The sequence below is a fragment of the Oceanobacillus sp. CFH 90083 genome (assembly GCF_009389585.1).
Taxonomy (GTDB): Bacteria; Bacillota; Bacilli; order Bacillales; family Amphibacillaceae; genus Oceanobacillus.
The window spans coordinates 1-20,409 of record NZ_VIYG01000005.1; the positions used below are offsets into that span (position 1 = coordinate 1).

A 20,409-nucleotide genomic window follows, 5' to 3' on the forward strand; every position below is an offset into this window, starting at 1 on the left:
ATAGCAGGGGGTTTTCAAAAACATTTAAAAAAACAAACAGAAAAATTTTTTCTGTTTGTTTACACCTATAAATTACACCATCTTTAACTTCTCCCATCCAGATTTTTAATCGCATGTACCGAATTATCCTGAATGATGCCTGTATCTACAAAACCAAATGAAGCGTATAATTTTTTAGCTATCACATTGCTCTTTCGATAAAAGAGGTCTACATATTCTGCTTCCCCATATGGCATAGCTTCAATATCCGCCAACATTTTTTCAAAGGCAAGCTTGCCATATCCTTTCCCCTGATAATTCTTTCCAACCATAAAATGCCAAATGAAATAGCACTTCTTCCCGTAAAAAACTTCATTTTGAAATGATTCATGATCCGTCGTATCATAAACATACATCAAAAAGCCCACCGCAACTCCATCGGCATAAATGGCAAAGGGCGTGGCTGGTATCCCGTCTGCATTCAGCACATATGCGTCTGCAATGCTTCTGAGGTTAGTAGTTGCTATAAAGTCTTTCTGGTTTTCTCCAACCTCAAGTGCTATTACTTCATCTATGTTATCCTCGGTTATTTTTCGTAATTCAATCATTTTTTATCTCCTCTTCAAAGTATTTATAATGTCGTTCCTACATTATATTGCATGTTCTAACAGCCCTGTCCCATGCCTTTCCTTTGTGTATTCGGGTATAAATAAATCGCATATAATGTACTGTTTCCTTCTAAAGATACTGGACTAAAATTCGCAAAGCCTTCTATCCGCTGATCCATTACTTTTTCACGATAGGATTATTTAAAAATTTATCCTGAATGCTTCGGGGGATAATCTCTTCATATGTATCATGCCAGCTTTTAATAAACAACTACGCCGAACAGCTGCAATATCATCTTTCTCTACTAATCTCACATTATGATATATACTATCCTCTCCTTTAACCAAATGAAGTTAATTTTGCATCAGAATGTCTGCGTAATCTTCATTATCTTTTCTTCTGTGCAGACTCCTTTTCAATCAAATTTCTTACAATTGCTTTCCCTGTCTCTGAACTATCAATACCACGTTCCACTCCTGCTGCAACAGCAATAAACGGGCAGAATAAACCCAATAAGCTTTAGTACTCAACCCAGTATAGCATGATCTTCGTATACCGATTAATATTGTTTTGCCAGAAAACGATTAAATAAATCTTAATTTTACGAATGTTTTATAGATATTCATACTTCATTACGAAAAAATACAAATCAAGTCCGTTTTTAAAACTTGATTTGTATTTCTTTTTTACAGCAACCACTTTTCTAAACCCGATACACTACCTCCAGCCGTGCTTCTACCGATTGATTTCCCGGTTCAATCGGTGTAGATACCATTTTAAAGATCTGTGCTGGACCGACACCAGGTGATGTTGTCTGTTCATTTATCTTTAATGGAACAGGATTTAAAGAAACACCCAGCTGTTCTGCTAAGCTTTCCGCCTTTCTTTTTGCATCGGAAAGCGCAAAGCTCAGCGCTTCCATATAAAAATTTTCCGGGTTATCTACAGAAAACTCAATCGAAACAACTTCATTCACACCATTTTCGGTAACACGATCAATTATTTCTCCAATCCGGTTCATATCATCTGTAACAATGGTAATTTCATTCCGCACCTCGTAGCCTTGTAATATTTGATTTCCATCGTGATAACTATATACCGGCCTGGCTGAAAAGCTGGTTGTCTGAATTTGCTCCCTTGGAACATCAAGTTGCTGCAAAACCCCAAGAACCTGATTCATCCGTCTCGCATTTTCTTCCTGGGCATCCTGTAAAGAAATATTGGTTGTCGAGACAACTAATTGGATACGCGCAATGCTTGGCGAAACAATGACGGTACCAACACCTGTCACAGTAATTGTTCCACGCTCCTGATTATTCTGGCGTTCCGGCATTCTATGTCCGTAATTAGGCAGTCCGTAAGTATAGTACATTCGAATATCCCTCCCCTCATACCATCCTATGTCGGAGAAGGCTGGACCATTCAATAATTCTCCGGTTCATCCCAGTAATTAGGATCCTGCATTTGCAGCTCCTGTACAATATCATCTAAATCCTGAGGGCTAATGGTATAAATGGGGTATTCCTTAGCTGTCCGTTTGGTGGCATCATAAAAATATTTGACACTGCCGGGATACTCATCATCGACAAGGAGCAAAGCGGCATCACTTTTATCGATCAACCATAAATCCTTCGCCCGAAATTGATAAGCTCCTTGATATTCCCCTTTGTAGAGTGGTTTGAAAAAGTCTGCTGTCATCATTAATTCTTCATATTTTTCCTTGATGGGGTCCGGCCAACGCTGATCCTGATTTTCAAAGGGCGGGAAAACACCTATTTGCACACCATATTCGTCTTTTAAATCCATGATTACATCGGCTGTCCATAGCTCAATCCCCATTTGTCCAGAAATAATGACCCATTCTAATCCTTCTTCGATAAATGTTCGCAATCTTTTTTCTAAAGCTGTCTTAATAAAAGTGATTCTTGGATCATTTTCTTTGAATATACCTAATTCCGTAGGCTTATAGCCTGTTACATGTAAAATTTTCACGGTTATATCCTCTTTCTTCACTTATGCTTATTATATTCATCATAACGCAGGAATACTTGTTTTAAAAGCTTGTCCGAAAAAATAAAAAGGCAGCACGCACTGCCCTTTTGTTTTTTCACCACACCCCAGGTCTCCTATGCGGATGGATACCTGGATAGCTTCTCATTCCTCTCGTATGTTCAGGCGGCATTTGTCCTGGAAAGCCAAGTGGTCCAGGACGAAATGGAGCGTGTGGACCGATTGGCGGTCTTCCCGTAATTACCTCTCTTTCATAACCTGGAGAATGCGGATGTTTTACCATATGATGATGGACATAGGTTGTATGCACAGGATGAATATGATTGACAACGGATCCTGATGACGTATGAACATATCGATGCCTGGTCGGATGAACAATGGTTTTTTCATTCAAATGATGCGGATGAAATTCTCTCTTACCCTGCATTGCTTCTTCCTCCTTTTTCTGCTCTCTTTTTAATGTATGTGATAAACGTACAAGTCGAATATGACAGATACCTAATTTCTTTTTGATTTTCTAATTACAACAAGAAACACCTCTCTTTTAGCAGTTTAAGGGTATTAAACAAGGATGAAAATACGGTGAATAAACAGAATAAGAAACTTTTTTCCTAAAAAGGTTGGCATTTTATTATCATAGGTGCTATACTATAGATAATTATTTAGATTCGTTAGAAACACAGGATGGGATACAATAAAGAATTGATCTTTCGTCTTGAGATTTAACTTTGAACTAAATAGTAATAAACAGTGCAACAAATGCACGTGGAGGTAAAAGAATGAACACAGGTTCTGTAAAATGGTTTAACGCTGAAAAAGGCTTCGGTTTCATCGAAGTAGAAGGTGGAGACGATGTATTCGTACATTTCTCTGCAATCCAAGGCGATGGTTTCAAAACTTTAGAAGAAGGTCAAACAGTAACTTTCGATATCGAAGAAGGTAACCGTGGACCTCAAGCTGCTAACGTTGTAAAAGGCTAATAAGCAGATAAAAAAGCTGATCAGTTTTGATCAGCTTTTTTATTTATAAAATTTAATAACAAAGTAAGGTGAAAGCACTCAATAAACCTTAGCCAAAATACATGACAATGGATTAAAAATCAGAAAAACCAGTCGTTCCTCAGAACAACCGGTTATGCTTTATTTGTTTCATTTATTTTTTGTAAATCATTTCTTCGCTGCGTATCTTCTTTAAAATAAGCAACCACATCTGCTATCCTGTCAATGGAATTCCAGCTGAGGTGATGCTCAATCCCCTCAACATCATTATATATATGCTCTTCGTCCACTCCAATTAACTCCAGAAACTCCTCTAACAGCTCATGCCGGAAAACGAGGCGTTCGCCGATTTTCTTCCCCTTGGACGTTAACACAAAACCACGGTACTTTTCATAATCTAAATAATTGTCCTTGTCCAATTTCTGTACCATCTTCGTAACAGAGGAAGGATGGACTTCTAATGCTTCTGCAATCGATGATACTCTGGCATATCCTTTTGCTTCAATTAAATTATAAATAATTTCAATATAGTCTTCCATGCTTGGTGTAGGCATAAAAAAGCTCCTTTCTGCGCTTTGCCACGAGGGATCGCGACCACCTTCAATAAGAACGTTAATTTTTTTTATCAAAGGAAACTTTTTTTCAACTTCCATAATAGCTGATTTCCCCATAAAACTCAAGCTATTACCCTTTTGCCAATCCAAAAAGGCAATTGATATACGTCTGAAGTCCGAGATTATTTCCTTCGACAGATTGTTGTTCACTTTTTGAGCCTTGCTACACTTATGTCAGAATGAGGAGGGATAAAGTGGAGAAAATTATTGAGATTAGTAAGTTAAATAAAAGTTATCATAAAAGGAAATCAAAAGAAATGATTCATGCAGTGAAGAATGTTGATTTTAATGTTTATAAAGGAGAAATATTGGGCTTGCTTGGACATTATTAATATAATAAAGAGAGCGATTCAGAACCGCTCTCTTTATTATTTACAATCCGCATTTCAATTGCGCACCACAGCTCGTACAAGTATTACATCCGCCGATATCTTCCACGCTTCCTTCCCGGCAGACCGGACAAGTATCCCCTACTTCGGAGCCTATTGTTACTTTTGTTTTGTCCAGCTCCTGAATGGTGTCCATCAGCACAATCTTCCTGTCTTTTTCTTCATGAGGGAATAATTCCGTTTGCTCCCCTACCTGATTATCCTCTGCTTTTAAGGTTAGTACTTGCGAATCCCTGCTTCCATCCACATAAACTGTACCACCTTTGGCTCCGCCGTTATAAAGACGGCGATATACGCTTTCTACCTGGTCAACGGTATATCCTTTCGGTGCATTCACTGTCTTGGAAATGGAGCTGTCCACCCAGCGCTGAATCACACATTGTGTATCCGCATGTGCTTCCGGGCTTAAGTCCATTGCAGTAACAAACCAATCCGGCAAAGGCTTGTCAGCTGCTTCCGGATGCTCTTGTAAATATTCTTCTACAATATCCGCTTTTACTTCAATAAATTTTCCTAACCGGCCGCTTCTAAAGTAAGAGAAGGAGAAGTATGGCTCAAGTCCTGTACTAACTCCGACCATTGTCCCCGTGCTTCCAGTAGGAGCTACGGTCAACAGATGCGAGTTGCGAATACCGTATTCCAGTACACCTTTCCGAATATCCTCAGGCATCTTTTGCATATAACCTGTCTGGATAAAACGTTCACGCAGTGCCTTTGTTTCTTCCTCTGTTTCTCCGATTAAAAACGGAAAGCTGCCTTTTTCTTTCGCCAACTCAATGGAAGTGCGGTAAGCTGTTGTTGCCATAATTTCAAACACTTGATCAACAAGCTGATTTCCTTCCTCTGAACCATAAGCTGTCTCACAATAAATTAATAGATCATGCAGCCCCATAACGCCTAAACCGACACGTCTTTCTCCTAACGCCTGCTCTTTATTTTCAGTCAGGAAGTACGGCGTTGCATCAATCACATTGTCCTGCATACGTACACCAGTCTTAACTGTGTCTTTTAATTTTTCTATATTGACAGTTTTTGTTCGCTTATCTGCCATTTCAGCAAGGTTAACCGCCGCCAAATTACAGACAGAGAATGGTGCAAGCGGCTGCTCTCCGCAAGGATTGGTTGCAACAACCTGCTGACCATAGCTCGTTGCGTTTGTCATATCATTGGCATTATCAATAAAGAAAATACCCGGCTCTGCTGAGTACGTTGCACAAATATTGATTAAGTTCCACAGTTCTTTTGCTTTGACTGTACGGTAAACACGAACGCCATAGCCCATTTCTTCCCATTTACGGACATCACCAACCTCGTGCCACTGCTCATTATAAGCTTTCATTTCCTCTGCTGTATAATTCTCTACATCCGGGAAACGAAGCTCATAATAGCTGTCCTTTTCTACAGCTTCCATAAATTCTCTGGTAATACAAACAGAAATATTGGCTCCTGTCAGGAAGTCCGGGTTGTGCACGGAGTAGGTCCCTCCATCACGCAGCAGATCTGTTGCCTTCTTCATTGCCGCGTCTGTAAATCCTCCCTGACCAGGTATTGCTTTATAATTGACAATTCCCTGATATAAATCAAATTCAGTTTCCGTCAGCGGTGTAAATTTTAATTTTTCATTTGCCAGCTGCTTAATTTGCTCGTCTTCTGTATTTTCTATTAAATAACGTAAAATACGCGGATTTTGCATTTTCGAAATAATAAATTCGACAATATCCGGATGCGAATCAACGAGCATAATCATCTGCGCTCCGCGTCTGGAGCCGCCCTGCTCCACCAGATTAGTCAGCTTGGCGATATCATCCAGCCATGACACACTGCCGGAAGATTTTCCATTAACTCCTCTGGCTAATGCATTCCGCGGTCTTAATGTAGAGCCATTAGTACCGACACCGCCGCCGCGTGACATAATCTCCATCACCTGTTTACGGTGATCGGAAATTCCTTCACGGGAATCCTTTACAAAAGGCATCACATAGCAATTAAAGTAGGTTACATCTGTTTCAGCACCCGCCCCATACAGTACACGCCCTGCCGGAATAAAGCTCAGCGAGGCTAATTGCTTGTAAAAAGCTTCATAGGATGCACTTTTTCTTTCTTCGGTTTCCTCGACCTGTGAAAGTCCTGCCGCATTTCTTTTGGCAATTTGCTCATAATAAATTTCCAAAGGCTTCTCAATAACATCCAGAGAACGTGTAATCACACCGCTTTCTCTCTCTTCTTCGTTATCTAATACGCCAATATAATCTGGTTCGACAGCTACTTCAGCCTTGTTATCTTCCCAATTAATATCTATAATGTAACCTAGACCCCGAGCCGGGAATTTAGGATCTGCTTTTACAGTCAGAACGACAAAATCACCGTTTTTTAACGTTTTTTTCTCCGTATCTTTAAAAGCATACCGGTCCATCATAACCAGCCTGGACACACCCTGATGGGTAATATGCATATCTTCTGTAATTGGATGGACAGCTTCGAATTTTTTTATATCTTCATTAAGTGTATCTATATTCACTTGTCTTAATGATTTTAAATGAATAGTCAATGTTATCGCTCCTTGTCCTACGATTGATTATGTATTATTTTATCATATTACCGTTCCAAAAATCAATATATAGTATCCAATCTGTCATTTAGACACAATATACAGTGGATCATCTGAGGGTGAGGTAATTTTCAAATGAAAGTATTGCTTTTCCTCCGTATCCTCTTAAAGTGAACAAAAAAATTATTTTAATCCATCATGACATCAGCAGCTTATCAGATAATTTATTTTTCATGACAAATGGACGTTTTACAAATAAAAACTTTGAAAAATAAAATCACTGCACATATAATAAAGATGTAGAATATAAAGATAGACGGGGGAAACAAAATGACATTTTTACTGATTGCTTTCGTTGCTCTGCTTGCGATTACAATTTTTCGCTTCTATAGACAACGCACTTATTTAAACGTACTGACCGAGGATCAATTTGTCGAAGGATACCGCAAAGCTCAATTAATTGATGTCCGTGAGCCGCAGGAATTTGATAGAGGTCATATTCTGGGAGCACGTAATATACCAGTGACACAAATGAAGCAACGACTTGTTGAAATGCGAAAGGACAAGCCTGTATACCTGTATTGTCAAACGAGCAGCCGTTCCGCAAGAGCCGCACAGCTGCTGCATAAAAAAGGGTTTGAGGATATTTATCAGTTAAAAGGCGGATTTAAAAAATGGACTGGAAAGATTAAAACAAAAAAATAATCTTCTTGTCTGCTATTAGATAGATAATAAGAAAAGCTGATCCAGAGCAAATAACTTGAATCAGCTTTTCTTATTAATTATATCGATTCCTCTTCTTCATAACGAAGAATCGGTTTACGGGCAGCTGTGGCTTCATCCATTCGTTTCACAATCGTATGATGCGGCGCTTCCTGGACGATTTCTGGATTTTCTTCAACCTCTTTTGCAATCTGAATCATTGCATCGATAAAGGCATCAAGTGTTTCTTTCGACTCTGTTTCTGTCGGCTCAATCATCATGCCCTCCTCCACATTCAACGGGAAATAAATGGTCGGCGGATGAAAATCAAAATCCAGCAGTCTTTTTGCCATATCCAATGTGCGGACACCCAGTTTTTTCTGAATGCTTCCAGATAATACAAATTCATGCTTACAATGCTGTGGATAAGGCATTTGAAATACTTTTTCTAATTTGCGCATCATGTAATTTGCATTTAACACGGCATATTCACTGACTTTTTTCAATCCTTCCGCTCCCATCGTCCGAATATACGTATAGGCACGCAGATTAATACCGAAATTCCCATAAAACGGTTTGACACGTCCAATCGATTGGGCTCTGTCATTTTCAAAGCGAAATGTGTCATTTTCCTTCACAATCAACGGCTTCGGCAAATAGGCAGCAAGCTCTTCGCTGACTCCAACTGGTCCTGAACCCGGTCCACCGCCGCCATGCGGGCCTGTAAATGTCTTATGAAGATTTAAATGTACTGCATCAAATCCCATATCTCCCGGTCTTACATAGCCCATAATGGCATTTAAATTAGCACCGTCATAATACAGCTTTCCGCCGGCTCCGTGAACAATTTCCGCCATTTCTAAAATATCCTTTTCAAACAATCCCAGGGTATTCGGATTAGTAAGCATTAATGCAGCTGTATCGTCCCCGACAACCCGCTGCAAATCATCAAGATCCACAATCCCCTCTTCATTTGATTTTACCGTTACTGCTTCAAAACCGGCTACTGCTGCTGATGCCGGGTTTGTTCCATGGGCAGAATCCGGTACAATGACTTTTGTGCGATGGTGATCTCCATTTGCTTCATGAAATGCCCGAATCATCATTAATGCAGTCCACTCTCCCTGCGCCCCCGCTGCTGACTGCAGAGAAACCTCGTGCATGCCGGTAATTTCCTTTAAAGCTTCCTGTAAATCATAAAGCATTTCCAAAGCACCCTGTACCGTACTTGGATCCTGGTAGGGATGAATATGGCTGAATCCATCCAAACGCGCAATGTCTTCATTGATTTTGGGATTATATTTCATCGTACATGAGCCCAGTGGATAAAATCCGGAATCCACACCATAATTTCGCGATGCAAGTCCGGTATAGTGGCGGATAATATCCAATTCACTTACCTCAGGCAGCTTTGGGGCTTCTTTGCGGATATAAACGTCCTCTAACTCTGCCTCCAGATCAAAGGGTTCGATTTCTAACGCTGGCAGGCTATAGCTCGTTCTTCCTTCTTTACTGCGTTCAAATAATAATGGAAAATTTTTATCAGACATGTATATCCCCCAATTCTTTCGCTAGTTGATCGATTTCTTGTTTTGTACGGAGTTCTGTCACAGCGACAAGCATCTGCCCCTGGCAGGACGGATCAAGCTTTCCTAAATCAAAACCGCCAAGGAAGCCTTTTTCAAGTAAAGCAGCGTTTACCTTTGTAATATCCTGCTTTAGCTCGATGACAAATTCATTGAAGAAAGATCCTTCATACACAACAGTAATACCATTTTCTATGAACTTCTTTTTCGCATAGCGGGCTTTCTGCATATTCATTTCCGCCATTTTCCGTATGCCATGCTTACCAATAGAGCTCATGGCGACCGAGCTGGCTAATGCATTCAGCGCCTGATTCGAACAGATATTTGATGTTGCCTTATCACGACGGATATGCTGCTCACGGGCCTGTAAAGTCAATACATAGCCTCTGACACCATTTTCATCCTTTGTCTGACCGACTAAACGTCCCGGTACTTTCCGCATTAATTTTTTACTCGTTGCAAAGTAGCCGCAATGCGGTCCGCCAAATTGAGCTGGAATGCCAAACACCTGCGTATCACCTGTTACAATATCTGCGCCAAATTCGCCCGGTGGAGTTAAGTAGCCAAGAGCAAGCGGATTGCTGGAGACAATCAGCATTGTTTTCTTCTGATTTTCCAACAGCTTTTGAATGGATTCCATCGGCTCAATCTGACCAAAAAAGTTTGGATATTGAACAACAACGCCTGCGATATCATCATTCAATAATGCTTCTAAATGATTGAGGTCGGTTTTGCCATTACTTAATTTAATCGGGATAATTTCTACTTCCTGCCCTTTTGCATACGTTTGAATAACCTGCTGATATTCAGGATGAACTGCACCGGATACCAATACTTTCTTTTTTTTGGTCTGCGCTGCACTTAAGTTCACTGCTTCTGCTAAAGCAGTACCCCCATCATACATCGAAGAGTTCGCTACCGGTAAAGCCGTCAGCTCAGAAATCATCGTCTGGAATTCAAAAATAGCCTGTAATTCTCCTTGGGATATTTCCGGCTGATACGGTGTATATGCCGTATAAAATTCAGATTTTGAAATAACATGGTCAACAATCGAAGGAATATAGTGATCATACACACCTGCTCCCAGAAAGGAGACAACCTCTTTCGTCGACGTATTTTTATTTGCCATCATCGTTAATTCCCTGGTTAATGCATATTCATTGACCGGTGCTTTCAAATTCATTTCCTTCTGCAGGCGGACACTGCTTGGAATATCTGCAAACAACGATTCTGTATCCTTAACCCCTATTGCGTCCAGCATGTCTTGTTTATCTTCATTTGTCATTGGTAAGTAACGGAACTCCATCTTTTTCTCCCCCTTATTTATTGCGTTGATAGAATGGTGTCTTCACCACTTTTGCTTTTAAACGGCGTTTTCGGATCTGGACTTCCACCTCTGTTCCAATCTTTGCAAAGTCTGATTGAATCAGTGCCAGCCCAATATTTTTATTTAATGTCGGTGATTGCGTACCTGACGTCACAAAACCAATTTCTTCCTCTTCCCGGTACACAGAGTAGCCATGCCTTGGAATTCCCTTATCCAGCATTTCAATCCCGACAAGCTTTCTTTCAGTCCCATGATCTGCTTGCAGGTTAAGTGCTTCTTTCCCAATAAAATCCGCTTCCTTATTCAGCTTTACGGCAAAGCCCAAGCCTGCTTCTAACGGCGAAATATCAGCTGTCAGCTCTTGACCGTATAAGGCAAGGTTCGCCTCAAACCGCAAAGTATCGCGTGCTCCTAAACCAATCGGTTGAATGCCTTCGTCTTCCCCTTTTTCCAGCAGGAGATTCCACAAACCTTTGCCATCTTCAGCGTCCAGGTAAATTTCAAAGCCGTCCTCACCCGTATATCCTGTTCTTGAGATGAGCACTTCACCGCCAATCCCTTTGATTGCTATATTTTTTTTAAAACGAAAGAAAGAGATATCGCTAAGCGGCTCCTCTGTAATCTTTTGTAAAATTTGTTCTGCATTCGGTCCTTGCAAAGCTAATTGTGCGAAATTTTCCGAAATATTTTCTATCGTGACATTTGGGTTAAATTTATTTTGTACCTGCAGCCATGCAAAATCTTTCTCTGTATTAGCCGCATTGACAACAAGCAGGTATTCATCTTTATCAAGCATATAAACAATTAAATCATCGACTGTTCCGCCATTTTCATAGCACATTATCGTATATTGTGCTTTATTTGGGACAAGCTTTGTTATATCGTTTGTTAATGCAGCCTGTAAAAAGTGAGCACTTTCCGGACCGCTTACCAGAATCTCTCCCATATGTGATACATCGAACAGACCGGCTTTTGTCCGAACCGCCTCGTGCTCTTCTTTAATGCTTGAAAACTGAACAGGTAAATCCCATCCACCGAAATCAATCGTTTTGGCATCCTTTTCATAAGCTGGGAAGACCGGGGTACGTTTTAATTCAGTCATCTAATTCTCTCCTTTTTAAGGTTGGTTAAAGTGCATGAACATCCTCTTAAAATCTGCTGGTGAAACAAAAAAATTCATTTTTAACACAAAAATAGAGACTCCTCCTAAAAGAAGTCTCTGTCCTCAAACCAGAAAGTTGCGTATTCACAAATAGCAGGATGTTTCATAGCACTGCGATAAATGAGAATACTTGCTTCGTGGGTGGCTTCTAAGCTTTGAAAACTCAGAAACACTCTCCAGAGTAGCGTCCTACAAGAGTCTTTTTGCCTGAGAGATTCGCTCTTAACTTGCTCCTTCGGCGTTACATTTACTGTAAGCTCTCCCCTTGTATTCATCCGCTGATTGAATATATTCATGTTGGTTATACTAAAGGATGTATAACACGTATTTCTATGTATATGTTAGCAGGAAAATCTATTTGACAAAAGTATATCATATCTATTTAAAAAAGTAATTGATAAAACCATATTTTATTAAAAGGATGTGAATCGAATATATGGATTCTATTCAAATTCAGCAGGATAATCAATTTATAAATGACTTAGAATCAGCTTTTCATGATGAAAGCGATTTAACTAATTGGAAGCTTTTCCGTATGGCCTATCAGGCTGCAAATGTGACAAAACGGCCTTCTTTCCGGGGACTGCAGGCATTGGAATACCTGCCTCATCTGGACTTTTTAGATCATCAGCTGCAAGCCGCTGAGCAAGTGATTGAAACGATGCATGGACGGGCTATTTTAGCAGACGAAGTAGGGCTTGGAAAAACGATTGAGGCAGGTCTTGTTTTAAAAGAGTATATGGTAAGAGGTCTGGTTAAAAAAGCATTGATTCTCGTCCCGGCTTCTCTCGTAAATCAATGGGAAAAAGAGTTAAATGATAAATTTCTCATTCCCGCCATTGCTCATCGAAAAAATTACAGCTGGGAGGACAACCCCATTATTATATCTTCTATTGATTCAGCCAAGCGTTCTCCACATCGGGAAGCAATCCTGGATTTAGATTATGATTTTATCCTGGTGGATGAAGCTCATAAATTGAAAAATGAACAAACAAAAAACTATCAGTTTGTACAGGGGTTAAAGAAAAAGTATTGTCTCTTATTAACAGCTACACCTGTTCAAAATAAGCTATTAGAATTATTTAACCTTGTCAGTCTTTTAAAGCCCGGGCATTTAGGAAATTATAAAAGTTTTACAGAGAAATACGGAAAGAATCGTAAGAAAATGGAGCAGGATCCTTATCTCAAGAAGCTTGTTCAGCAGGTGATGGTTCGCAATACCAGAAAGGATACGAGCTTAAACAATTCCAAAAGAAAAATCCATACTATTTGGACGTCGCTTCCAGATAGCTATGAGAAGGTTTACCAGCAATTAATGGCGCTGTCCTTCGGGATGGCATCATTCGCTAAAATTACCTACTTACGTGAATTCTGCTCCTCAAGAGAAGCTTGCTTTACATCACTGGTCAAATTAGGGGCTCATGAGAATGCCGCAGCCATTCAGGAAATAGTAGAAAATATTGAACAGCTGGAGCAGCATCCAAAGGCTGAAAAATTGGTCGAGCAGATTAAATCGCTAGATGGTGAAAAAGTTATTGTTTTTACAGAATATCGGGCTACCCAGTATTATCTGCAGTGGTATCTGCAGCAGCATGGTATCTCCTCTGTACCTTTTCGCGGCGGCTTTAAAAGAGGAAAAAAGGATTGGATGAAGCAATTATTTAAAGATCATGCACAGGTTCTTATTGCTACAGAGGCTGGCGGAGAAGGAATTAACCTGCAATTTTGCCATCATCTGATTAACTACGATTTACCCTGGAATCCAATGCGTCTGGAACAACGGATCGGGCGTATTCACCGTTTTGGCCAGGAATCGGACGTGCATATCTATAACCTTGTTACGAAGCAGACAATTGAGGAGCATATATTATCGATGCTTTATGAAAAAATTGATTTGTTTGAGAATGTCATTGGCCATTTAGATGCCATTTTAGCAGAGTTAAAAGTAGGTAGTATGGAAAAAGAAATAGAGTCTATCTATCAGGAGTCCACTTCAGCTGGAGAAGTTCGTATAAAGCTGGATAATTTGACATCTGTGATTAATCAGACAAACATGGAATACGACAGAGAGGAGCAGTATAAAGATGGAACAGCACATTGATTTATCCGATTTTCTGACCAACTATTTTGAAACAAAGCAATGTACGATTCTTTCCAGGGAGCAGGGACAAATTCATATTCAGCTTACGGAAGAAATGGATAAGGAATTAATGAACCGCCCTTTCTACTGGCATTACATTAAAAAAATCGGACGGGAAGGCGAGCCTCAGACACTTCGTCTGATTACAGATAAAGAAAAAACGAACGAGCCTGGTGAATGGATTCATTTTGGGAGTCCAAGGCTTCATCAAATTATCAATAAACTGATCGAAAAAGAGCGGTATACAAGGTTATTTGAACAAGTTCGCACATCGGAAAACACACCTCTGTATCCCTGGTTAGTCGTTAATATAAAAATCAGTTATCTTGGAGTGCAGCATAAGGATGAGATATTTTCTGTCGGCCTGCAGCTGCTCCATGGTCATATGACATCAAATATGATGGACTTTTTAGAGAACATGACGCTGGATAGGTCAATTTCAGATTATTGTTATACACTGACGCCGATGATCACTCCAAAAAGCGGATTTCTCCGTATCCAGAATCTTTTACGGCAGCATGTGCAAAATCAGGATAATGCCTGGGCTGTTACCTCTATAAAGCAATTAGAAACAGAAAAAGCTACATTAAAGCATTTTTATGAGGATGAACTGGACCATCCGAGGTACTTAGAGGAATTAGAAGCGCTGGAAAAGCGATTTAAACCAAGGATTACTTTTCAAGTGATTAATGGCGGGATTTTTTATTTAACAGCATCATCCAATTGAACAATACTTGAGTAGCAAAAAGAAAAAATCCGGACTTGCCTGAATTCTGCTGAAAAATTCAAGGAAGTCCGGATTTTCTTTCGCTGGAATATCGACAGTCCAGCCCTTTTTGAGCAGCTTCTTTTAGCCTATAATTTCTGAAATAATAGTCGCAATGGAAAAGAATCCAAAAACAACAGCAGTTAGAGCAGAGAACAACAGCGCCAGTATATTTTTATACTTCAACTGACGAATCACGGATACGACCGCTAATAACGCAACTAGTAAAAAGATAATTCCTAATATAATATGGCTCATCCGAAATTTTCCTCCTTTTCAACGTAACGAATCTTGTGTAAAATGTCAGTATTTAATACTATGTAATTATCGTTAAGCTATTTATATTTTATAGTATTTCCAAGTGTTTGTCGAGTTATTATAAAAGAATGGAGAGAGGAATATGGAAATTATCGCAATGCCAGTCGGCCTGGTTCAGGCAAATTGTTATATTATTTATAAAGAAGAGGAGAAAGATGCTTTAGTCATTGATCCTGGCGGTGAACCGGAAAAAATAATAGAAGCCATTGAAAATAATCAGCTTCATGTAAAGGCAATCCTGCTTACTCATGCACATTTTGATCATATTGGTGGTTTGGACAGTCTCAGAGAATTTACAAATGCACCGGTTTACCTTCATAAAAACGAATGGTCTTGGCTAAATCAGCCCGCCCTAAATGGCTCAGCTAAATTAATGGGTCAGACAGTTACTGCTCTGGCGGCGGATAAAGAATTAAAAGAAGCATCATTAGAAATTGGCGGATTTTCCATAGAAATCTTGCATACTCCCGGTCATTCTCCGGGAAGTGTCAGTTTTGTTTTTAAGGAAGACAATTTTGCGGTCTGTGGAGATGTGCTGTTTCAGCAGGGAATTGGCAGGACTGACTTAGCAGAAGGTAATATAAATACATTGGAGAAGTCGATAAGGGAGAAGTTATATCGTTTGCCTGGAGATTTGACCATTCTTCCCGGGCATGGTCCTGCAACAACCATCGACTATGAAAAGAAAAATAACCCCTTTTTTCCAGTATAAAAGCAGTGAAAAAGACCATCCGTATAAAACACAGATGGTCTTTTTCATCTTTTTAATGTCCAAATCCAGGTACAAGGATAAACTCAGAATACCAAGTATATCCAACAATAAATACCGTACAATATGCACCAAATAAGTACATGTACATACGTTCAGACAGCTTTAAGTAACTCAATGTAAGGAAAAACGCCGTTTGAACAAGGAATAATAGTGCAGTATTCAGCATGTCACCTACATAAAACATAACTGTAAAAATACCTGTCCAAAAGGCAAGAACACGAAACATACGGTCCATGTCTTCCCCCTCCTTTATAGGTAACGTTCTCATAGTTATTATATACGAGCGTGAAAGGATTGTAAACGATTCTTATAGAGGATGTTCAAAAAGTCACCATGACACATAAAAAGCGGATTGCGTGTTTTTTCCGATACAGCCAAGACTGACCGGAGCGATAATTAATCGCCTGCCGGAAACCATTGCAATTACTTCCCCCATTGAAAACCGTAAGTAATTTTTTGATCCGTACTGACAAAGAGATCCCCCGATAATAAATAGTTTGTCTGAAGTCCATAACAAATCAATCCATTTCATTTTAATTATTGTCTTTTAGAGAATACGGGCGGGCTAATAAATAAACATGATCATCCCCTGTTTGTTTTATTGAAAAGACGATATACACTGTATTGTTCGCTTCCTCCAGAAACGTTACAGTAACCTGCCCCTGAGGAAAATCATACACAGCTTGATATGATAAAGAAATCTCTTCCGTGTCTACTTCGTCACGGAATTTTTGATATGCCATTTGAAAAAGTGTCTCTACCTCTATATGGAACAACTGGTTATGGGCAATTACTTTTCCAGTCTGGTATTGATACAGCAAAAAATGCAGGGAAAGCAATACAATAAGAATGACCCAGACAACGTGGAGTAATAAAAATCCTTGCTGATTATGGATAATTGTAAATTGTTTTTTCATAAACTTCACCTGATTCTTTGGTAATGGTTAAAAAAATAGCATTGGTTTGTTCTTCAAAAATAACATTAGAAACCTGGTGAAGATAAATCTCATGACCGGATCTATTTACCTGCCTTCGTATAGCATTATTATACTGACTGAAACGCGCTGTTTTCTCACTGCCGTCATTTCGGTCAATAAATCGGATGTGCAACTGATTATTAGCTACATATGCAGAGGTAGAAGAAATCATTTCATAATGTAATTGAATAAAAAACTGTTGTACAGATAAGGCTTCCGTATGCGCTTGCTTCAACTGAAGCGTAGACAAAGCATAATATACAAAAGGAAGTGTCAGCACTAGAATTGTCATAGCAACAAGGATAGAAATGAGAGTAAATCCTTTTGTATTACTCCATAAGCGCGTAAAGACATTTTGTCTCTGTTTTTTGTTTGGCATTAGTCCATTCTGCACATCCCTTCAAGTACCCTCCCTCCAGTGAAAAAGAGAATTCTGCCGATGTCCGGTAAGGGGTTCGTGTATATTTATTCGGATAAGGTGCCATGCCAATCAGAACCTCCTGTAAATCATCATATAATTTACTTGTAATTTGTACCCTTTCGATAGAATTGTACTGTTCTCTTGCAATCAAGGAAAGAAGCGGTAAAAGTATAGTAAGCATGGAGAATAGAAGCAGCGATGCAATTAAAGTTTCAAATAAGGTAAAGCCTTTATCTTTCTTCCACATAATATCTGCCTTTCCCAAATGGAAATACAATCCGGTACGGCTCCCCGGCAAGGCTTATCCGAATTGTTTGCGGATTTCTGGTAACACCGCCGGCGTAAAATTCAACATCTTTTGGATTAGAGGTCTCTAGAGAAAATTGCGCCGGATATTCCCGTTTAATTTGCGTAGAGTGCTTAAGCAAAATGCGGTAGTGATCAGGATAAAACCTTAAAAAATATATTCCATTGATTTGCTGCGTACTCTTTGTATTTTGTAAAAAGAGTACATCCATTTCTAATGTATCAAGAAAATGCTGAAGCTCTAATTTATCCATCTGCTCCACCTGCAGCTTAGGCATAAGCAAGAGGATAATAGACAACACAGACAGCGCAAACAATGTTTCAATCAAAGTAAATCCTCGTTCAGTTTGAAGCATTTACAACACCATTAGAAATAGAAAGCTCATTTCCATTCGAGCATGTCCGTTGATCTTCAGTGATATAATCAGCACTGACAAGCTGGTTTAGACTGGAAGGTAAATTGCCTGTGTCAATACGATAAGCATCTACCTGGGCCTGTACAACGGAAATTAATGCATCACAGCCCTTTGAATGGACATCTCCTGTTTTCTTGCCCAGATTCGGTATTATCAGAATCATTATTACGGAGATAACCATTAAGACGATTAACATTTCAATCAGTGTAAAAGCTCTTTGATCTTTTAACATAAAACGGCTCCTTTACATCGTATTCATTAATTCAAACATCGGCGACATCAGACTAATATAGATAAATATGATAAATGCGCCAATAATCGAGAAAAAAATAGGCTGGATATAAACAATTCTTTTTTGCAGCCGCTGATACATAGTATCAATCGAAACATCCGCATAGACAGCTAAGTCCTTCGCCAGACTTTTTGCATCGATATTAGAAGATAAAATATCCGTCAGGTGATTCTCTAAAAATTCCATCGTCGTTAAAAGGCCATGAATGGAACGCCCTTTAAAATATTCTAATTGCATTTGCTTTGCGTAATAAGAAATAATCGGAAGCTTTGTCTGTTTGGACATGTAATTCAATAATTCCTTCATAGGCATTCCGGTTTGTAAAAGAGAGCTGTATAAAGCAGCAAAGTGGAAGGATGTTTGCCTCTTTTGATAAGAGCGGTATAGAGGGATTCTTTTATATAGAGTCAATTTTGTTTCTAAAGAGATATTTTTTCTTACAGCCAGCCAAATAAACAGACCAAAGCCAAATAGAATCAGAAGAACAAGGATGGAATAGCCAAGCCAGGAAGAGAGGAAAATAACGACCTGCAGCAGAATCGGAAGCTCTCCGAACATAAGCTGCTGAAAGGAAGGAATAACGCGCGAATAAATAAAAAATATCAGCCCGCTGAAAATCAGGAGTAATATAAGTGGATAACGTACGGTTTGCTGGAATTTACGAATGTAGTGAACACGCTGCTGAAATAATTGATAGCAATGTTCAATCCGCTCATATATGTTTGCTTTTTCCCGTACAACAAACAGGTAAGAGACAATAGAATGGTGAAAACCGGCTCTGTCCATTGCTTCATCTAAATGGTCTCCTGTCTCCAAATGTCTTAAAACCTGCTTTGAGACAGGCTCTAATTCACCATAATATTTCATGGTATCTAAAGCGTGGATGAGTGTCAAACCTCTGGAAAGCATACGCTGCAGGACTTGTAGAAATTGCAGCTGTGTAGTAATAGATATCTTATGATTATTGAAGCGAAACCGTTTCGGTAAAGCCATAAGCAAATGCCTTTCTTTGCAGATTTTTAAATTGATGCTGTTTTGGTAAATCTTGCAGCGTCCCCTCAATAGCTTCAGTCAAGTAAGCTCCCTCGATAAGCTCACCGATAGCGCTCCGCTGCTGTTTATTGTTCCTCATAATCGGAATTAAGCGTAAAGCTCCAACGCCGATAAGAATCTGATGAAGGTCGGCTGCTTTAATCCCCATCTCTTTTAATCGGAAAATAGTACCAATAGCATTTTTAGCATGCAGCGTACTTAAGACGAGATGACCGGTTAAAGCAGCCTCAACCGCAAATTGCGCGGTTTCTCTATCCCGAATCTCCCCGACCATCAAAATATCGGGGTCATGACGCAAAGCTGCTTTCAAGCCTGCCTGATAGGAAATACCTGCACGTTCATTAATCTGAACTTGCAAAATTTGTTTTATTTTTCTTTCAATAGGGTCTTCCAAGGAGATAATTTGGCAGGGCCTTTCCTTCATTTTCATTTCTAACAAGGAATATAGAGTCGATGATTTCCCGCTTCCAGTAGCTCCAGTTATTAAAATAAGCCCGGAATCATGATTCATCCATCTTCGCATTTGCTGTATTTGATTAGGGAAAAGAAACAAATAATCCAGCGGTAAAGTATCATTTTGAGGAAGAATTCGAATAGCTATCGTTTCTTGCTGATAATGAGGAAGCGTTGAGATACGAAGCGCATAATCTTTTGATCCAAAACTCCAAATCATTGTACCTGCCTGAGGCTTCCGGTTTTCGCCAATATCCATATTGGCACTGAATTTAAAAAATGTTCTGAGAAGCTGGTATTGCTTTGTTAAAATGGTGCGGATAAAGGTACGTTTACCATGGATACGAAAATAGATTTCTGTTTCCTGCTCGTATGGATAGAAGTGAATATCGGAGGCCTGCTGCTTTGTCGCCGACTGAAAGAGGTCGTCAGATAATTTGGTGACATGATTCATGTAGTCACCTCCTCTGCAAAAAATATTTGTGACATAGTCTATACAGTTCGACATCTCTTTTAATTATCCTTCTTTTTTATAAAAAAAGAATAGATTTTTTTTAATTGTTTAAGCTAT

The 20,409-nt window shown here is 39.4% G+C and carries 25 protein-coding genes and 1 riboswitch; of the genes, 6 read left to right on the top strand and 19 right to left on the bottom strand.

The genetic code is table 11. The features are described from left to right. Positions 1-83: 83 nt before the first annotated feature. From FLK20_RS08705 to FLK20_RS08720, 4 genes are all read right to left on the bottom strand, one after another. Positions 84-587: a GNAT family N-acetyltransferase gene (locus tag FLK20_RS08705; protein WP_152656193.1), complete on the bottom strand. Its 504-nt coding sequence runs from the start codon at positions 585-587 to the stop codon at positions 84-86. A gap of 704 nt (positions 588-1,291) precedes the next feature. After that, complete coding sequence (locus tag FLK20_RS08710) at positions 1,292-1,960, bottom strand: SIMPL domain-containing protein (protein ID WP_152656194.1); 669 nt, start codon at positions 1,958-1,960, stop codon at positions 1,292-1,294. A 50-nt stretch (positions 1,961-2,010) separates the two neighbouring features. Further along, on the bottom strand, positions 2,011-2,580 hold the full coding sequence (locus FLK20_RS08715) for an SLOG family protein (RefSeq protein WP_152656195.1): 570 nt from the start codon (positions 2,578-2,580) through the stop codon (positions 2,011-2,013). A 115-nt stretch (positions 2,581-2,695) separates the two neighbouring features. Beyond that, complete coding sequence (locus tag FLK20_RS08720) at positions 2,696-3,025, bottom strand: CotD family spore coat protein (protein WP_152656196.1); 330 nt, start codon at positions 3,023-3,025, stop codon at positions 2,696-2,698. A gap of 352 nt (positions 3,026-3,377) precedes the next feature. On the opposite strand from FLK20_RS08720, the gene cspD reads away from it, so the two are divergent. Then, entirely contained in the window at positions 3,378-3,578 is a 201-nt protein-coding gene (gene cspD / locus FLK20_RS08725) for a cold-shock protein CspD (RefSeq protein WP_077603415.1), read from the top strand. Positions 3,579-3,730: 152 nt separating this feature from the next. Here cspD and mntR read toward each other — a convergent pair whose 3' ends face one another. Beyond that, positions 3,731-4,150, bottom strand: coding sequence for a transcriptional regulator MntR (gene mntR / locus FLK20_RS08730; RefSeq protein ID WP_152656197.1), 420 nt, complete (start codon positions 4,148-4,150; stop codon positions 3,731-3,733). 254 nt (positions 4,151-4,404) lie between these two features. Here mntR and FLK20_RS21600 point away from each other — a divergent pair, with 254 nt between their 5' ends. Then, positions 4,405-4,542, top strand: a complete 138-nt coding sequence (locus FLK20_RS21600; protein ID WP_194165582.1) for a hypothetical protein — start codon at positions 4,405-4,407, stop codon at positions 4,540-4,542. 40 nt (positions 4,543-4,582) lie between these two features. Here the strand turns inward: FLK20_RS21600 and FLK20_RS08735 are convergent, their stop codons facing one another. Further along, complete coding sequence (locus FLK20_RS08735; RefSeq protein WP_152656198.1) at positions 4,583-7,147, bottom strand: vitamin B12-dependent ribonucleotide reductase; 2,565 nt, start codon at positions 7,145-7,147, stop codon at positions 4,583-4,585. A gap of 330 nt (positions 7,148-7,477) precedes the next feature. Between FLK20_RS08735 and FLK20_RS08740 the strand changes: the two genes are divergently transcribed. Further along, the gene (locus tag FLK20_RS08740; protein ID WP_152656199.1) at positions 7,478-7,852 is read left to right on the top strand and encodes a rhodanese-like domain-containing protein; all 375 of its coding nucleotides are present in this window, start codon (positions 7,478-7,480) and stop codon (positions 7,850-7,852) included. Between the two features lie 77 nt (positions 7,853-7,929). Here the strand turns inward: FLK20_RS08740 and gcvPB are convergent, their stop codons facing one another. Genes gcvPB through gcvT form a run of 3 tightly spaced genes read right to left on the bottom strand, consistent with a single transcriptional unit; the run spans position 7,930 to position 11,864 of the window. Continuing rightward, a complete protein-coding gene (gcvPB, locus tag FLK20_RS08745; protein WP_152656200.1) occupies positions 7,930-9,399 on the bottom strand; it encodes an aminomethyl-transferring glycine dehydrogenase subunit GcvPB in 1,470 nt (489 codons plus the stop codon). Next, positions 9,392-10,741 carry an aminomethyl-transferring glycine dehydrogenase subunit GcvPA gene (gene gcvPA, locus FLK20_RS08750; protein ID WP_152656201.1) on the bottom strand — a complete coding sequence of 450 codons (1,350 nt, stop codon included), beginning with the start codon at positions 10,739-10,741 and terminating at the stop codon, positions 9,392-9,394. Before gcvPA ends, gcvPB begins: the two co-directional genes overlap by 8 nt. A 13-nt stretch (positions 10,742-10,754) precedes the next feature. Beyond that, a complete protein-coding gene (gene gcvT, locus FLK20_RS08755; protein WP_152656202.1) occupies positions 10,755-11,864 on the bottom strand; it encodes a glycine cleavage system aminomethyltransferase GcvT in 1,110 nt (369 codons plus the stop codon). Between the two features lie 245 nt (positions 11,865-12,109). Beyond that, a riboswitch (glycine riboswitch) is annotated at positions 12,110-12,199 on the bottom strand. A 161-nt stretch (positions 12,200-12,360) separates the two neighbouring features. On the opposite strand from gcvT, the gene FLK20_RS08760 reads away from it, so the two are divergent. After that, positions 12,361-14,025 carry a DEAD/DEAH box helicase gene (locus FLK20_RS08760; protein ID WP_152656203.1) on the top strand — a complete coding sequence of 555 codons (1,665 nt, stop codon included), beginning with the start codon at positions 12,361-12,363 and terminating at the stop codon, positions 14,023-14,025. Continuing rightward, entirely contained in the window at positions 14,009-14,791 is a 783-nt protein-coding gene (locus FLK20_RS08765) for a YqhG family protein (protein WP_152656204.1), read from the top strand. The genes FLK20_RS08760 and FLK20_RS08765 overlap by 17 nt, the downstream gene beginning before the upstream one ends. Positions 14,792-14,914: 123 nt before the next feature. On the opposite strand, the gene FLK20_RS08770 is transcribed toward FLK20_RS08765, so the two are convergent. Continuing rightward, positions 14,915-15,088 (bottom strand): DUF2759 family protein, encoded by a 174-nt coding sequence (locus FLK20_RS08770; RefSeq protein ID WP_152656205.1) that lies wholly within the window; start codon positions 15,086-15,088, stop codon positions 14,915-14,917. Positions 15,089-15,230: 142 nt separating this feature from the next. Between FLK20_RS08770 and FLK20_RS08775 the strand changes: the two genes are divergently transcribed. Next, complete coding sequence (locus FLK20_RS08775) at positions 15,231-15,860, top strand: MBL fold metallo-hydrolase (RefSeq protein WP_152656206.1); 630 nt, start codon at positions 15,231-15,233, stop codon at positions 15,858-15,860. Between the two features lie 52 nt (positions 15,861-15,912). Here the strand turns inward: FLK20_RS08775 and FLK20_RS08780 are convergent, their stop codons facing one another. The 9 genes from FLK20_RS08780 to comGA form a co-directional block, all read right to left on the bottom strand. Then, entirely contained in the window at positions 15,913-16,155 is a 243-nt protein-coding gene (locus tag FLK20_RS08780) for a DUF2626 domain-containing protein (protein WP_040985302.1), read from the bottom strand. A gap of 93 nt (positions 16,156-16,248) precedes the next feature. Next, positions 16,249-16,452 (bottom strand): hypothetical protein, encoded by a 204-nt coding sequence (locus FLK20_RS08785; RefSeq protein ID WP_152656207.1) that lies wholly within the window; start codon positions 16,450-16,452, stop codon positions 16,249-16,251. Between the two features lies 1 nt (position 16,453). After that, positions 16,454-16,837, bottom strand: coding sequence for a hypothetical protein (locus tag FLK20_RS08790; RefSeq protein ID WP_152656208.1), 384 nt, complete (start codon positions 16,835-16,837; stop codon positions 16,454-16,456). Beyond that, entirely contained in the window at positions 16,809-17,276 is a 468-nt protein-coding gene (comGF, locus tag FLK20_RS08795; RefSeq protein ID WP_152656209.1) for a competence type IV pilus minor pilin ComGF, read from the bottom strand. The genes FLK20_RS08790 and comGF overlap by 29 nt, the downstream gene beginning before the upstream one ends. Next, positions 17,227-17,565 (bottom strand): hypothetical protein, encoded by a 339-nt coding sequence (locus FLK20_RS08800; protein ID WP_152656210.1) that lies wholly within the window; start codon positions 17,563-17,565, stop codon positions 17,227-17,229. Before FLK20_RS08800 ends, comGF begins: the two co-directional genes overlap by 50 nt. Next, positions 17,549-17,980 (bottom strand): competence type IV pilus minor pilin ComGD, encoded by a 432-nt coding sequence (comGD, locus tag FLK20_RS08805; protein ID WP_152656211.1) that lies wholly within the window; start codon positions 17,978-17,980, stop codon positions 17,549-17,551. The genes FLK20_RS08800 and comGD overlap by 17 nt, the downstream gene beginning before the upstream one ends. Then, on the bottom strand, positions 17,967-18,272 hold the full coding sequence (gene comGC / locus FLK20_RS08810) for a competence type IV pilus major pilin ComGC (protein ID WP_152656212.1): 306 nt from the start codon (positions 18,270-18,272) through the stop codon (positions 17,967-17,969). Before comGC ends, comGD begins: the two co-directional genes overlap by 14 nt. 12 nt (positions 18,273-18,284) lie before the next feature. Next, entirely contained in the window at positions 18,285-19,325 is a 1,041-nt protein-coding gene (locus tag FLK20_RS08815) for a type II secretion system F family protein (RefSeq protein ID WP_152656213.1), read from the bottom strand. Next, a complete protein-coding gene (gene comGA, locus FLK20_RS08820) occupies positions 19,294-20,292 on the bottom strand; it encodes a competence type IV pilus ATPase ComGA (RefSeq protein ID WP_152656214.1) in 999 nt (332 codons plus the stop codon). Before comGA ends, FLK20_RS08815 begins: the two co-directional genes overlap by 32 nt. Positions 20,293-20,409 lie beyond the last annotated feature (117 nt).

Bases quoted from the DNA above. Each gene is read 5' to 3' on its own strand.
- FLK20_RS08705 (WP_152656193.1), bottom strand. From the start codon at position 587: ATGATTGAATTACGAAAAATAACCGAGGATAACATAGATGAAGTAATA.
- FLK20_RS08710 (WP_152656194.1), bottom strand. From the start codon at position 1,960: ATGTACTATACTTACGGACTGCCTAATTACGGACATAGAATGCCGGAA.
- FLK20_RS08720 (WP_152656196.1), bottom strand. From the start codon at position 3,025: ATGCAGGGTAAGAGAGAATTTCATCCGCATCATTTGAATGAAAAAACC.
- cspD (WP_077603415.1), top strand. From the start codon at position 3,378: ATGAACACAGGTTCTGTAAAATGGTTTAACGCTGAAAAAGGCTTCGGT.
- mntR (WP_152656197.1), bottom strand. From the start codon at position 4,150: ATGCCTACACCAAGCATGGAAGACTATATTGAAATTATTTATAATTTA.
- FLK20_RS08740 (WP_152656199.1), top strand. From the start codon at position 7,478: ATGACATTTTTACTGATTGCTTTCGTTGCTCTGCTTGCGATTACAATT.
- gcvPB (WP_152656200.1), bottom strand. From the start codon at position 9,399: ATGTCTGATAAAAATTTTCCATTATTATTTGAACGCAGTAAAGAAGGA.
- gcvPA (WP_152656201.1), bottom strand. From the start codon at position 10,741: ATGGAGTTCCGTTACTTACCAATGACAAATGAAGATAAACAAGACATG.
- gcvT (WP_152656202.1), bottom strand. From the start codon at position 11,864: ATGACTGAATTAAAACGTACCCCGGTCTTCCCAGCTTATGAAAAGGAT.
- FLK20_RS08760 (WP_152656203.1), top strand. From the start codon at position 12,361: ATGGATTCTATTCAAATTCAGCAGGATAATCAATTTATAAATGACTTA.
- FLK20_RS08765 (WP_152656204.1), top strand. From the start codon at position 14,009: ATGGAACAGCACATTGATTTATCCGATTTTCTGACCAACTATTTTGAA.
- FLK20_RS08770 (WP_152656205.1), bottom strand. From the start codon at position 15,088: ATGAGCCATATTATATTAGGAATTATCTTTTTACTAGTTGCGTTATTA.
- FLK20_RS08775 (WP_152656206.1), top strand. From the start codon at position 15,231: ATGGAAATTATCGCAATGCCAGTCGGCCTGGTTCAGGCAAATTGTTAT.
- FLK20_RS08780 (WP_040985302.1), bottom strand. From the start codon at position 16,155: ATGGACCGTATGTTTCGTGTTCTTGCCTTTTGGACAGGTATTTTTACA.
- FLK20_RS08785 (WP_152656207.1), bottom strand. From the start codon at position 16,452: ATGAAATGGATTGATTTGTTATGGACTTCAGACAAACTATTTATTATC.
- FLK20_RS08790 (WP_152656208.1), bottom strand. From the start codon at position 16,837: ATGAAAAAACAATTTACAATTATCCATAATCAGCAAGGATTTTTATTA.
- comGF (WP_152656209.1), bottom strand. From the start codon at position 17,276: ATGCCAAACAAAAAACAGAGACAAAATGTCTTTACGCGCTTATGGAGT.
- FLK20_RS08800 (WP_152656210.1), bottom strand. From the start codon at position 17,565: ATGTGGAAGAAAGATAAAGGCTTTACCTTATTTGAAACTTTAATTGCA.
- comGD (WP_152656211.1), bottom strand. From the start codon at position 17,980: ATGCTTCAAACTGAACGAGGATTTACTTTGATTGAAACATTGTTTGCG.
- comGC (WP_152656212.1), bottom strand. From the start codon at position 18,272: ATGTTAAAAGATCAAAGAGCTTTTACACTGATTGAAATGTTAATCGTC.
- FLK20_RS08815 (WP_152656213.1), bottom strand. From the start codon at position 19,325: ATGGCTTTACCGAAACGGTTTCGCTTCAATAATCATAAGATATCTATT.
- comGA (WP_152656214.1), bottom strand. From the start codon at position 20,292: ATGAATCATGTCACCAAATTATCTGACGACCTCTTTCAGTCGGCGACA.